The following is a 12,954-nucleotide window of genomic DNA, read 5'->3' on the forward strand; positions in this document are numbered from 1 at the left end:
CGCAACGTCACTGTTCAGCGCAGGCTCGATGATCGCTCATGAACCGCGCCGAGATCTTCAATGAGCGCGCGCAAGGGTTCGGCCACGGACCAGGCCTGCGCCACGCAGCCACGCGCTCGATGCGGGTGTTGACCGTCGAAGATCTCCGACACGTGGCCCAGGCAGGCTTCGTGTAAATGTTCGTGCAACCCGTCGAGAAACATGCGCGCATCCCGCCGCACCGCCGGACTATCGCCATAGGTGTTCACCCACGCTGTCACGAACGGGCCGAGCAGAAACGGCCATACGGTGCCTTGATGGTACGCGCCATCCCGCTCGGAGACCCCGCCCTCGTACGAAGCACAGAATCGGATGTCCTCCGGCGCCAACGTGCGTAAGCCCAGCGGCGTGAGCAATCGCTCTCTCACGAGCTGCAAGATGTGTTTCGCCTGTGCCTCCGTCACCAGCCGATCATCCAACGCCAGGGCATAAATCTGGTTCGGACGGAGCGAGGCGTCGTCTCCCATCGGCCCGTCCACCACATCGAAGAGATAGCCCCCGGTCCGGTACCAGAAGCGGGCCCGGAACGACTCGGTGGCCCTGGCACGATCCTGCCGGCATTGTGCCGCGTACGCCGGTTCCCCGAATTGCGCCGCCAGTTCGGCAGCCGCCGCCAATGCCCGCACCCAGAGCGCTTGAATCTCGACCGGTTTCCCGTGCCGGGGAGTCACCACCCAATCGCCGATTTTGACATCCATCCATGTGAGCTGAACGCCCTCCTCGCCGCCGGTAATCATCCCGTCGTCGTCCATGTGAATGCCGAACCGCGTGCCTCGACGATACCCCTCCACAATCTGTTTGATCGCGGGCCAGGCGGTCCGACGCACTCCGTCGAGGTCGCGGCTATAGTGAAGATAGCGGTCCACGGCATGAATAAACCATAAGGACGCATCGATCGTGTTGTACTCAGGCTGTTCGCCGATGTCGGGAAATCGATTCGGCACCATCCCTTGCGACACATGAGACGCAAACGCCTCGATGACCTGCCGGGCCACGTCGTAACGACCCGTCACGAGGCAGAGCCCCGGCAAGGCGATAAATGTGTCTCGCCCCCAATCGGCAAACCAGGGATACCCGGCGATCACCGTCTGCCCGTTTCCCCGCCGGACAAGATACGCGCCGCTCGCAACCCAGAGTTCCTGCGCCAACGCATCGTCGGTCGGCGCCGATACCGGACACTCTGCGCGCCGCCGCCGCTCCGCCGCTACAACCTGCGCGACATCGACGGACTCAAGCTGTTCGGTCGTGAACAGAAGTTCCGCCACCGATCCCGGAGTGAGCGTGAACTCACATTCGCCCGGCGACCACCAGTCCTCCGTATGGTCCAGGCCGCGTTCGCGCTCGATCCGATAGTGAATGTGGCGGTACCAATCCGGCCCATGGTGGTACTCCCCGTTGTGGAACGCCAGCACGGCAGGTAGCGCATCGTAGGGTTGCCACGTGACACGGCCCTCGTGAACCGTGGCCTGACTGCGCACCCCGGCGTTCTCCTGATGCAGCGCATGGAAGTCGCGACCCGAGAGCATCGGCCTGACCCGCAGCACCACAGCAGACGGTGCGTCGCCAAGCAACCGCCATCGCACGACGACCATATCGCGGCCATCCGGACAGAGCAGTTCACGCTCCAAGCGGATTCCATGGGAGGCGTAACGCCAGGTCGGCCATGGCAGGGCGGAGAACCCGTCGCAATACCGATACCCTTCCGGATGAACCGCGCCGCTATACAGATTTGTCGAGAGCGGAAAGGATTGGCCGCCGACTTCCACCGATTCTTCGAGATGATTCACCAGGACCACACGATCGACCGGCGGGCGTCTGGCCACCAGCAGCAACGCATGGTAGCGTCGCGTATTCGCGCCGGCGACGGTGCCCGAAGCATACCCGCCCCGCCCGTTCGTCTCCAGCCATTCCAGACTGAGTGCCCGGTCAAGGTCCTGACAGCGTCTCGAATCGATGGTCATCCCGTGCCTCCGGCTTACTCGCCCGACTGCTGAATCAACTTGGCCACCAGCCCGGTCCAGCCTGTTTGATGGCTCGCGCCGATCCCGGCGCCGTTGTCGCCATGGAAATATTCATAGAACAAGATGAGATCGCGCCAGTGCGGATCCTGCTGAAACTTTTCCGCACCGCCGTAGACGGGACGCCGACCATCGGGCCCGCGCAGAAAGGTATGCGTGAGCCGTCGGGACAGCTCAGCCGCAACGTCGGCGAGAGTGCGCTTCTGTCCCGACCCCGTCGGGTACTCGACCGTGAAGCCGTCGCCCAAATAATAGTGAAACTTCTGAAGAGATTCGATCAGGAGGTAGTTCACGGGAAACCAGACCGGCCCCCGCCAATTGGAATTTCCCCCGAAGAGACCGTTGGTGGATTCCGCCGGTTGATATTCGACGCTTTGGCTCGTGCCCATCATCGAGAACACGTAGGGATGGTCCTTGTGATAACGGGACAGAGCCCGCACGCCATACGGCGACAAAAACTCCTGCTCATCCAACATGTACCGCAGGACCTTGGGCAGCCGGTGACGGTTGACGAGCGATAAGAACCGGCGCACCTCCCCGTCCTGCGACTGGGTTTCAATGTGCAGACTGAAATCCGGCCGGTTTTCGATGAACCATTGCATCCGGTGCTTAAAACGGGGCAACCGGTCGATGAGCTCGGAATCCAGCGTCTCCACCGCAAACAACGGAATCAAGCCGACCATCGACCGCACCTTCATCGGAAACTTCTTCCCGTCCGGCAGGTGCAGCACGTCGTAGAAGAAGCCGTCGGCCTTGTTCCAGAGTTCGATCTTCGCATCGCCGATGTTGTTCATCGCCCGGCAGATGTAGACAAAATGCTCGAAGAACTTGCTGGCGACATCTTCATAGGCCCGGTCTTCCCGGGCCAATTCCAACGCGATGGACAACATGTTCAGGCAATACATCCCCATCCAGCTGGTTGCGTCGGATTGCTCGATGTGTCCGCCGGTGGGCAACGGCTTGCTGCGATCGAACACCCCGATGTTGTCCAACCCCAGAAATCCGCCCTGAAAAATATTCTTCCCCTCGGCATCCTTCCGATTCACCCACCAGGTAAAATTCAGCAGGAGCTTGTGGAACACCCGCTCCAGAAAGATGCGGTCGCCGACGCCCTTCCGCTTCTTCTCGATCTTATACACCCGCCAAGCCGCCCAGGCATGCACCGGCGGATTCACGTCGCCCAAGGCCCATTCATAGGCGGGAATCTGCCCGTTGGGATGCATGTACCATTCGCGCAACATGAGGACGAGCTGATCCTTGGCAAAACGCGGATCGACAAGCGCGATCGGCAGGCAGTGAAACGCCAAGTCCCAGGCCGCATACCAGGGATATTCCCACTTATCCGGCATGGAAATGACATCGGCATTGTAGAGATGCGTCCAGTCGGCGTTCCTGCCATGCAGCCGCTCTTTAGGAGGTTCCGGTCCCGCCGGGTCGCCCTTCAGCCAGCGATCGACGTCGTAGTGATAAAACTGCTTGCTCCACAAGAGCCCGGCGAAGGCTTGCCGCTGCACCATTCGCGCATCTTCAGACACGTTCGCGGGGGCCAGTGCGGCATAAAACTCATCCGCTTCCTTGAGACGGGCGGCAAAGACCGCATCGAATGCCTGCGGATCGACAGCCCCTTCGGCGGACTCGTTCGTGAACCGCAACCGAATCGTCACAGGCCGATCAGGCAACGCGGTCACCACATAGTGCGCGGACGCCTTCGACCCGATCTGGTCGGGATTGACCGCGCCCTTGTCGCCCTGCACGACGTAGTCATTGATCCCGTCTTTCACATGCCGTGCGCCATCCACATCGCCGTAGAGACGCCGGGTATTGGTTTCGTTTTCGGTGAACAACAGATCCGGCCCACCCTCGCAGAGCAACCGTCGCGGCCCGTAATACTCATGGTCGAACTCCACAATACCGACCGACGACGTCGATTCGCCTTTCCGCATCCGCGGGCGGCGCACATCGAGTCCCCACGACCAGGTGTTGCGGAACCAGATGGTCGGCAGCACTGTCAGCTGCGCCGGATCCGGACCGCGATTGACGATCTGGATCCGCATGAGCAAATCCTCCGGCGAGGCCTTGGCATATTCGACGCCGACATCGAAGTAACGATCGCCGGCGAACACCCCCGTGTCGAGCAGCTCGAATTCCGGATCGGACCGGCCGCGACGACGGTTTTCTTCAATGAGTTGTGCATACGGAAACGCCGCCTGTGGATACTTATAGAGAAACTTCATGTAGGAATGCGTAGGCGTGGAGTCGAGATAGAAATAATATTCTTTGGGATCCTCCCCGTGATTGCCCTCGTTCCCCGTGAGGCCGAACATCCGTTCTTTGAGAATCGGGTCCCGTCCGTTCCAAAGCGCCAGCGCGAGACAGACGAACTGGTGCCGATCACAAATGCCGGCCAATCCGTCTTCATTCCAACGGTAGGCTTTCGAGCGGGCATGGTCGTGGGGAACCGATTCCCAGGCCGTCCCATACGGGCTATAGTCTTCGCGGACCGTTCCCCAAGCCCGTTCGCTGACATAGGGCCCCCAGCGTTTCCAGTGTTTCCTGCGCAGATCGTCCTCATCCAGGCGCTGCTGCTCAGCGGACCCCGGACGAACAGCCTCCTCTCCCGGCGATGTCGACATAGCACGAGGTCTCCTACCAGTGTGTTGACGTACTACATACTCCGAGCAGAAGTGCGGAAACCAGCAGAGCCGTCGACGTTCCCAGAATCCGCTACAGGCTGTTGAGAAAGGCGGTCCAGCAAGGTCGCAGCAGGGGCCAGCATGCGCCGGGCTCGAAAAAGATTCAACCGAGATTCGAGGGCGTCAGGATAGGAAACAAGTCAGCGTCCACCGCGCACGACAGGAGTCGAGTCAGCAAACCGATCTTTGCGAGGTCCGGCGAAAGAAAATATGGGTGGTGACAGGGGACTGGGAAGGAACACTCAGCAGGAAGACACAGGCCCTAGCTCCAAACAACGCCTTCTTGGTTCATGAGGTAGTCGATGACTTCGATGCTGTCCCGTAACTGAAGTTGCGCCTGCTCGGACATCGGCAGTATCGCCCCAAGCAATTTGCCGGATTCCAGTTCCGCCAGGTTGGGAATCCCGTCGGTACTCCGCTTTTCCAGGTCGAATCTGAAACTGGCCACTTGTTACCTCCAATCCCTTGTCGGTCGTAGTGCAGCAATTCTTGAGCCACACCGGAGAAACCTGGATGCCATGCGTACACTGAAGCATAGCACAAGGACTCTTTCGACTGGATCAGAGGGCTAACCTCTTAATTTGTTATCGATTTACTGACGGCAGTCAGTGCGATCCGGCTAGAGGGGGCAAGGCACCAAGGTAGGGAAACTCACCGATTTTCACCAGCGCGGTATCCGCACGAAGCCTGAAATCATCCCGGGCAGTGTCAACGAATCGTGGATCCACCGTCAAATCAGAATCAGGCTTCAGTTCTGGAGCCGGTTGGTTGGGGGTTCCGGACCGAAGATAGTTGGACCCGGAGTTTTGCATGGCATTGTAGGAGAACAGCACCCGGCTGGAGGGGGCTACGACGAACCCATAGGCGTTGAGGCTCACAATATTGCCGGAGGCTTCATTCTGCGAGGTGCCTAAAAACGCCGCCCCGCCACCGTTTTTCACAAAGGTATTGCCGAGTAAGGTCGCCTTCGCTTGATCGTTGACGATGACCGCCTCGAACAGGCTCCTGGTAATGACGTTTCGTTCGAGTCGTACCGTGGATTTGCCTGCGACGCTGACACCATGATCATTGTCATGGATGAAATTGCTCCGCATGACCGCCTGAGAATTTGCGAATTGAACGCCGGTGGTTTCACTGCCGCCGATAATACAGTCCTCGATGCGCACATCTTCCACCTGCTGCGTAAACAACATCCCTTTGACCCGCACATGGTGGAGCACGATGCCGCGGCCGTTGAACATCCCCATCGCGTGCCCGCCATGTTCGTTGATCGTGATGCCGGAGATCTCGATGTTGGTCGCGCCATAGGGCCACTTTCCGACATGGAACACCCCGACCCGCTCACGGCCCAAGATCGTCACCTGATCCATTCCTGCTCCGATCAGGCGAACGTTCTCCTTGCTGTGAATGGTCACATCCTCGGCATAGGCGCCGGGCCTGATGAGCACGGTGTCACCCTTCTTTGCGGCATCCACCGCTTCCTGAATGGATAGGAACTGACCCGAGCCGTCCAACGCCACCACCAGCGGCTGTCGTTCAACGGACGCCGGCTCTTCAGCCTGAGCGATGGGTAGGCTCAAGACCTGGGCCGAGGCCGATAGACACACAAAGAGGACGGCGAATAGACAATTTTTCATGTTCTTCATACAAATGGTCATACCGCCGGGCATGGCGAGAAGTCAATCGAGCGTCATTGCGGGCCCTCGCCCCCCATGGTATCTTCCCGCCCCATGATCCTTGTGGGCCTCACCGGCGGTGTCGCGACCGGCAAGAGCACGGTAGCGAAGATGTTCGAGCGATGCGGGGCGCTCGTCATCGACGCCGATGCGCTGGCCCATCAGGTGGTGGAACCGGGCAAGCCGGCCTGGCGCGCCATCATCAAGACCTTCGGCACGGCCGTTCTCAATCCCGATCGTACCCTCAATCGCCAGGCGCTGGGCGCCGTCGTCTTTCGAAACCGGTCCAAACTGCGCCGCCTGGAACAGATCATCCATCCCCGCGTCGCGCGTGAACAGGCCAGACTGACCAGGCAAGCCGCTCGCAAGGACCCGAACGCCGTCGTCATTTACGACGTTCCACTCCTCTACGAAGCCGGCATCGACAAGCGCGTGGACCGGGTCATTGTCGTCACCGCCGACCGGGAAACCCAAATCACCCGCCTGAACAAACGCAACGGATTCACCCGCGCCGAAGCCATCAGGCGCATTCGCAGCCAAATGCCGATCAAACAGAAAGCCGCCGCGGCGGACTACCTCCTCGACGGCACCACGCCCCGCCCACGCTTGCTGACGCTGGTCAAACGGCTCTACCGCGAGCTTCACACCCTGGCCTAGCCCGCATTACTCATGAGCGCTTCTGCTGCAATCGCGGATTCCCGGCTGCGACAGGCCTGTCGGCGGGCGGGCTCGCCGCTCGGTCGGTCGACATCCTGTTCAAGGATGCCTCCCTTCCTTACGGCTCCACGCGCCCGTCTCGCTTCGCGACTCCGCACTTTCGCGACGAACCGTCATGAATAATGCGGGCTAGATCGCAGCTTTTCCCTCGCAGCGTCGGTGTGTTAGCATCCGCGCATGCACAACGTGGTCATTATCGGGTCCGGTCCAGCCGGCCTCACCGCCGCCATCTATGCAGCCAGAGCCAATCTCTCGCCACTGCTCATAGAAGGCTGGCAGTCCGGCGGGCAACTGACGACGACTACCGAAGTCGAAAACTATCCCGGATTTTCCAAGGGCATCATGGGCCCTGAGCTCATGAAGGAGATACGTGCCCAGGCGGAGCGATTTGGCACCGAATTCCTGACCGGAGATGTCTCAGCCGTCGATCTCACACAGCGGCCTTTTCGCCTGACCATCGACGGGGAACAGACGGTGACGGCGGCGACCTTGATCCTGGCCACCGGCGCATCGGCCATTCCGCTCGGCGTACCGAATGAAACCAGGTTGATCGGACACGGCGTCTCGACCTGCGCGACTTGCGACGGCTACTTTTTTCGCGGGAAAGACCTAGTGGTCGTGGGCGGCGGCGACAGCGCGCTGGAAGAGGCCAATTTTCTGACGAAGTTCGCCCGAACCGTCACCGTAGTCCACCGGAGGGACAAGCTGCGGGCCTCGAAAATCATGCAGGACCGCGCCATGAAGAATGAAAAAATTTCCTTCGCATGGAATTCCGTCGTCGAAGACATCCTTGGAACAGACCTGGTCACCGGGGCCCGACTCAAGAACCTCGTGACAGGGGCCTCTTCGGAACTGGCTTGCGACGGCGTCTTCGTCGCCATCGGCCACCGGCCCAATACCGATCTCTTCAAAAGCCAACTCACGATGGATGAGAAGGGCTACATCCTCACCTCGCAAGGCACGACCACCAGCGTCGCCGGCGTGTTTGCCGCAGGTGATGTCCAGGATACGAAGTACCGTCAGGCCATCACCGCTGCCGGCTCCGGCTGCATGGCCGCCATCGACGCCGAACGATTTCTGGAGCACCAATGACCGTTGCGTCTGATCGGCCAGGATGCTCAAAATCGGCATCCAACAAGGCCGCAGCTGAGCGACAACCGGAGGCGTACCCGCAGTGGTACGTCGAGGATTGTCGCGAAGCGAGAACGAAGTTGGTGGCGATTTTCAGCATCCTGTAACCACTTATGCGTTGCGCCATTGTCCACTACCACGAACTCGCCCTCAAAGGCCGCAACCGCGACTTCTTCGAGCAACGGCTCGTCCGCAATCTCAGACTGGCGCTGAAAGATCTGAAGATCCGGCGGATCGAATCGCTGCAGGGGCGCATCCGGGTGACGATTCCCGATGAGGTAACGCCCGACCTGGTGACTGAACGACTCCGCCGCACCTGCGGAGTTTCAAACTTTCTGCTGACCGAATCCGTGCCGTTGGATCTCACGGCGCCGGACCTCACGACCATCAAGCAAGTCGCCGAGCGGCAACTCTCCGAACAGACATTCAACTCGTTCCGGGTGACGGCCAAACGCGCGGATAAACGCCTGCCTCTGACCTCCATGGACGTCGAACGCGAAGTCGGCGGCTATCTCCACGAAGCCACGGGAAAAGCCGTGAAACTGAAACAGCCCGACCTGACTCTCTACATCGAACTCCTCACCAAGGAAGCCCATGTCGCGGCAAGAAAGATCCAAGGCCCGGGCGGCATGCCGGTGGGTACCAGCGGAAAAGTGGCCTGCTTGATTTCCGGCGGCATCGACTCCCCCGTGGCGGCCTACCGGATGATGAAACGTGGCTGCAAGGCAGTGTTCGTGCATTTCTCCGGACGCCCGCTGGTAAGTCGTGATTCCGAAGAGAAGGTCCAGGAACTGGTCCAGCTGCTGACGGCCTATCAATACCATTCGCAGCTCTACATTGTGCCCTTCGGCGAGATTCAACGTGAGATCGTCGCGAACGCCCCGGCGGCGTTTCGTGTCGTCTTGTATCGACGGATCATGGTGCGCATCGCCGAAGAGCTCGCGCGGCGTCATGGCTGTTGGGCGCTGGTCACCGGCGATAGCCTCGGCCAGGTCGCATCGCAAACACCTGAGAATCTGTCGGTGGTGGAAGCAGCCGCGGAACTCCCGCTTCTGCGCCCGTTGATTGGCATGGACAAGATCGAAATTACCGAGCAGGCGCAACAGATCGGGAGCTTCACAACGTCGATCGAGCCGGATCAAGACTGCTGCAAACTCTTCGTGCCGTTACACCCGAGCACCAGAACCAAACCCGACGATATCCTGCGCATCGAACGGGGCCTGGAGATCAGCACGTTCGTCAAGCAGGGCGTCGAAAAGGCCGAGCTGTCGACGTTCACCTTTCCTTCGTAATCCGATCCAGGGCTCGCTCCCGAACCAGTCGAAAGTGGGTATTGAGCTCCCGCTCCATGGCGACGGCGACCAGCCAATCGGGGACAAGCGTCTTCACCTCGACCAACAAGTCGAATTCCGCCCGCGTTTGCGTTCCGTCGCCGGCCGGTTGCAGCCTCCACTCCCGATGGTACCGTGTGAAATCTCCCCCCTTGAGGTGCGTGATGAGCCCCCCGCCCGGCAACGCCTGCGATTCACAGAGCAGCCGTTGTTCGCCGGGTAACAACGCATGTGAAATATAGATGTCGGTGAGGACCCGCCCGTCCTGCTCTTCAACCTGCGCCACCCGCATCCGGGTTTCAAATAGTTCAGGCCAGTTGCGGTACTCGGACAGGATCGACTGAAGCACCGCTGGGCCGCCGGGAAACAGCAGGGTGGCCGTCGCCCGCACACCGCCGTCAGGATCAGGCTGTACCACAAGCGCCCGCAGCAGATGGGTAGAACCAACCTCTCCAGCCGTCGCGCTCCCGACCGGCACGGTCACCAGAGCGAGCAGGCAACCGGATACCAACCAAACCCATCTCACGACGAATCGTAGCCTGTCCATCACAGTATAACGGTGGGGTTCGTGAACCGGACGAAATTGCGCGCCTCAGACGGACGTCGCACCCGGAAAATTGCAGAACCGACACTCATGCGTTCCTCCACACCTTGAAACCGTCTCAATACCCGGGCGACCGGAATCGCTCGCCGGCCTTCAGCGCTGCTCAAGAAGTATACTCATTGAATGCGCCCAGTGCGAGCGCAACGACGGGACGAATACAATTATGCCTGCTGACCGGATGATCACACGGTTGAAAACGGCGGGAACCTGAACGGCTACGCAGAGGCAGGGCGAAACACCAGTACGACTCCTGACGGGTCTCCCCGCTCATCACGGATCATGGCCGCGCTGTCGCTGATCCGATGCTCGTGCCCGTTGCGACTCACGAGAAGAAACGGGCGCCCGCCAAGATCGGCAGACGTTCCCTTACGCAACATCTGTACGGCCGGATGCAGCACGGACCTCCGACTCTCCGGATCTAACACCACCATTACTTCCTGAACTGCCTTCCCCAGGGCATCGGGCTGCGACCAGCCGGTCAATCCCTCAGCCGCCGGATTGAGCATGGTCACCCGTCCCTGCTGGTCGACCGTCACAACGGCATCTTCCATCGACTGAACGACCGCATCCAGCCACCGCCCGCGTTGCTCGGCAATACGCGACACACGCTGCCGGAAGAGCGCGAGTTCCAGCGCGGCGCGCAAATCGCTCCTGACAAACGGCTTAATCAAATAGGCCAACGGCAGGGTTTCCCTCGCGCGCTCCAGTGTCTCCTCATCCGAAAAGGCCGTCAGGTAGATCACCGGTGCGCCATACTGGGTTTGGATGATCCGGGCCGCGTCGATCCCATCCATCGGCCCCTTCAGCTTAATATCCATGAGAACTAAATCCGGCCGATGCTCCCCGGCCAGCCGTACGGCCTCATCCGCGGATGCCACCACACCCACGACCAGATACCCGAGTGCGCGCAGCTGACGTCTGATGTCTTCAGCCACGACCACTTCGTCATCGACGATCAGAATTTTTGCCTGCGCCATAGTACAACCCGATGAAACGAGATCGGAAAATTGGTATCGCCGCTCACACCACACACCGCTCGAGCGCACTACACACGTATCCGCACAGCGCTCGATACCCCACCGCAACGCAACTAACATGCCACCTGGCCTTCCCTGTACTGGCATCATGTTATGCCGGGCGGGATTCTTGCCCCCATACACCAACGGTGGTTTTTGAACAGTCCTTGGACAGAATCGGCAGAAAACAAGGCTTGCGTGGACCAGGCGCTCCGGGAAAGATTCGCTGCGGAAATGACCGCTGTGATACGATGCCGCTCTTTAACGGAGTTGATCCAACATGTCTTGGCTGATTCGTCCGATCCTCCCCCTACTGCTCGGCTGTGTCCTCGCATGGAGCCTTATTCCCGACGAGGGGCAGGCCCAAGCGCCGCCGGAGTCCTCCGCGACGACCGAACAATCCTGCAGTTTCGGCATGGCGAAAGGCGATCCCACTCACCAGTGCCAGGTGCCGATTCCCGCCGGCTGCGTCATCGCCCGCTTCCCGGGAACCGACAAACCGTGGACGACCATCTCCAAAGCCGGTCGCACATTTTGCACCTTCGATCAGAAAGGCACGGACTGGAAGACGCGCATTACCGGCCAATGTACTCGCTGCGATTCCGGCCATTGCACCGGGCAATTCATGGTGCGATTCGAGTGCGCGAAGCCGTAATGTCCGCGTCCCTCACAGTCGCCATCAAACAAGCCGCCCGCGAACTCGGCTTCGACGCCGTCGGTATCAGCCTCCTTCCTACGCAAACGAACCCAGCCGTAAATCTGAATCGTGAGGCCTCGGCAGGTGACCTGCTGGACCGGCTCCAAGAATGGCTCAGGCGCGGATACCACGCGACCATGGCCTGGATGGTCCGTGATCCCGAGCGGCGAGCCGATCCCACCCGAGTACTGCCCGGCTGCCGATCGATCATTTCTGTCGGCATGAACTATTACACAGACTATCGGGCCGACGAACGCCAGGGAAACGGGCGCATTGCCCGCTATGCCTGGGGCCTCGACTACCACAAGATCCTTGGTGACAAGTTGGCCCAACTCGCCGAGCGCATCGGCGCGCTGGCCCCGGCCAGCCTCAACCGGGCCTATGTCGACACGGGGCCGGTCATGGAGAAGGTCTGGGCCCAGCAGGCCGGACTCGGATGGATCGGCAAACATTCGAACCTTGTCTCGACAGACTTCGGCTCCTGGCTACTCCTGGGAGAAATTCTGACGACCCTGGAGCTGGAGCCGGATGAGGCGGGAACCGATCTCTGCGGAAGCTGCACGCTCTGCATCCAGGCCTGTCCGACCGGCGCGATCACCGAGCCATACGTCGTCGATGCCGGACGTTGCATCTCCTACCTGACCATCGAACTTCGCGGCACCGAACCGCCGATCGCCGAGGACCTCAGGCGAGAGCTGGGCAACCGGATTTTCGGCTGCGACGATTGCCTGGACATCTGCCCCTACAACGTCCAGGCCAGACCAACCACCGAACCCGGCTTCCAACCTTCCTCGCTCACCGGTGCCCCGTCGCTGCTGGCTCTGACGAAGATGGACGAGCAGACCTTCGGCACCACGTTCAAACACAGTCCCATCCGCCGCGCAAAATACGCCGGACTCCAACGCAATCTCTCCTGGGCGCTCTCCAATGAACCCGCCCCCACCGATCGGCACAGCCCCACACCTCCGCCGAGCGCCGATCCCCGCTAAGCCCCACCCACTGTTTCTCCCCGGCCGATAGTGGTAGGCTACG

11 protein-coding genes are annotated in these 12,954 nt (G+C 60.5%); 5 read left to right on the forward strand and 6 right to left on the reverse strand.

Annotated features, from left to right (window positions below):
- Window positions 1-14 precede the first annotated feature (14 nt).
- The 4 genes from NSND_RS08355 to NSND_RS08370 all read right to left on the reverse strand — a co-directional run bounded on the left by NSND_RS08355 (window position 15) and on the right by NSND_RS08370 (window position 6,396).
- Window positions 15-2,000, reverse strand: coding sequence for an amylo-alpha-1,6-glucosidase (locus NSND_RS08355; RefSeq protein ID WP_080878583.1), 1,986 nt, complete (start codon window positions 1,998-2,000; stop codon window positions 15-17).
- 14 nt (window positions 2,001-2,014) lie between these two features.
- A complete protein-coding gene (locus tag NSND_RS08360; protein WP_080878584.1) occupies window positions 2,015-4,690 on the reverse strand; it encodes an MGH1-like glycoside hydrolase domain-containing protein in 2,676 nt (891 codons plus the stop codon).
- Between the two features lie 322 nt (window positions 4,691-5,012).
- Window positions 5,013-5,198, reverse strand: a complete 186-nt coding sequence (locus NSND_RS08365; RefSeq protein ID WP_013247715.1) for a hypothetical protein — start codon at window positions 5,196-5,198, stop codon at window positions 5,013-5,015.
- Between the two features lie 157 nt (window positions 5,199-5,355).
- Entirely contained in the window at window positions 5,356-6,396 is a 1,041-nt protein-coding gene (locus NSND_RS08370; RefSeq protein ID WP_159450704.1) for a right-handed parallel beta-helix repeat-containing protein, read from the reverse strand.
- An 84-nt stretch (window positions 6,397-6,480) separates the two neighbouring features.
- Between NSND_RS08370 and coaE the strand changes: the two genes are divergently transcribed.
- The 3 genes from coaE to thiI all read left to right on the forward strand — a co-directional run bounded on the left by coaE (window position 6,481) and on the right by thiI (window position 9,566).
- Window positions 6,481-7,083, forward strand: coding sequence for a dephospho-CoA kinase (coaE, locus tag NSND_RS08375; protein WP_080878586.1), 603 nt, complete (start codon window positions 6,481-6,483; stop codon window positions 7,081-7,083).
- 237 nt (window positions 7,084-7,320) lie between these two features.
- On the forward strand, window positions 7,321-8,235 hold the full coding sequence (trxB, locus tag NSND_RS08380) for a thioredoxin-disulfide reductase (protein WP_080878587.1): 915 nt from the start codon (window positions 7,321-7,323) through the stop codon (window positions 8,233-8,235).
- Between the two features lie 152 nt (window positions 8,236-8,387).
- Window positions 8,388-9,566 carry a tRNA uracil 4-sulfurtransferase ThiI gene (gene thiI, locus NSND_RS08385; protein WP_080878588.1) on the forward strand — a complete coding sequence of 393 codons (1,179 nt, stop codon included), beginning with the start codon at window positions 8,388-8,390 and terminating at the stop codon, window positions 9,564-9,566.
- On the opposite strand, the gene NSND_RS08390 is transcribed toward thiI, so the two are convergent.
- Window positions 9,550-10,131 carry an SRPBCC family protein gene (locus tag NSND_RS08390; protein WP_159450705.1) on the reverse strand — a complete coding sequence of 194 codons (582 nt, stop codon included), beginning with the start codon at window positions 10,129-10,131 and terminating at the stop codon, window positions 9,550-9,552. The genes thiI and NSND_RS08390 overlap by 17 nt on opposite strands.
- Before the next feature lie 293 nt (window positions 10,132-10,424).
- The gene (locus NSND_RS08395; protein ID WP_159450706.1) at window positions 10,425-11,186 is read right to left on the reverse strand and encodes a response regulator; all 762 of its coding nucleotides are present in this window, start codon (window positions 11,184-11,186) and stop codon (window positions 10,425-10,427) included.
- Between the two features lie 319 nt (window positions 11,187-11,505).
- On the opposite strand from NSND_RS08395, the gene NSND_RS21240 reads away from it, so the two are divergent.
- Together NSND_RS21240 and queG are read left to right on the forward strand one after the other, a co-directional pair.
- Window positions 11,506-11,880: a hypothetical protein gene (locus NSND_RS21240; RefSeq protein ID WP_080878591.1), complete on the forward strand. Its 375-nt coding sequence runs from the start codon at window positions 11,506-11,508 to the stop codon at window positions 11,878-11,880.
- Window positions 11,865-12,911 carry a tRNA epoxyqueuosine(34) reductase QueG gene (gene queG / locus NSND_RS08405; protein WP_235000205.1) on the forward strand — a complete coding sequence of 349 codons (1,047 nt, stop codon included), beginning with the start codon at window positions 11,865-11,867 and terminating at the stop codon, window positions 12,909-12,911. The genes NSND_RS21240 and queG overlap by 16 nt, the downstream gene beginning before the upstream one ends.
- The last annotated feature ends 43 nt before the right edge of the window (window positions 12,912-12,954 follow it).

The sequence above is a fragment of the Nitrospira sp. ND1 genome (assembly GCF_900170025.1).
In the GTDB taxonomy this organism is placed as follows: Bacteria; Nitrospirota; Nitrospiria; order Nitrospirales; family Nitrospiraceae; genus Nitrospira_A.

Excerpts from the sequence above, each read along its gene's own strand:
- NSND_RS08355 (WP_080878583.1), bottom strand. The coding sequence starts at position 2,000 with ATGACCATCGATTCGAGACGCTGTCAGGACCTTGACCGGGCACTCAGT.
- NSND_RS08360 (WP_080878584.1), bottom strand. The coding sequence starts at position 4,690 with ATGTCGACATCGCCGGGAGAGGAGGCTGTTCGTCCGGGGTCCGCTGAG.
- NSND_RS08370 (WP_159450704.1), bottom strand. The coding sequence starts at position 6,396 with ATGAAGAACATGAAAAATTGTCTATTCGCCGTCCTCTTTGTGTGTCTA.
- coaE (WP_080878586.1), top strand. The coding sequence starts at position 6,481 with ATGATCCTTGTGGGCCTCACCGGCGGTGTCGCGACCGGCAAGAGCACG.
- trxB (WP_080878587.1), top strand. The coding sequence starts at position 7,321 with ATGCACAACGTGGTCATTATCGGGTCCGGTCCAGCCGGCCTCACCGCC.
- thiI (WP_080878588.1), top strand. The coding sequence starts at position 8,388 with ATGCGTTGCGCCATTGTCCACTACCACGAACTCGCCCTCAAAGGCCGC.
- NSND_RS08395 (WP_159450706.1), bottom strand. The coding sequence starts at position 11,186 with ATGGCGCAGGCAAAAATTCTGATCGTCGATGACGAAGTGGTCGTGGCT.
- NSND_RS21240 (WP_080878591.1), top strand. The coding sequence starts at position 11,506 with ATGTCTTGGCTGATTCGTCCGATCCTCCCCCTACTGCTCGGCTGTGTC.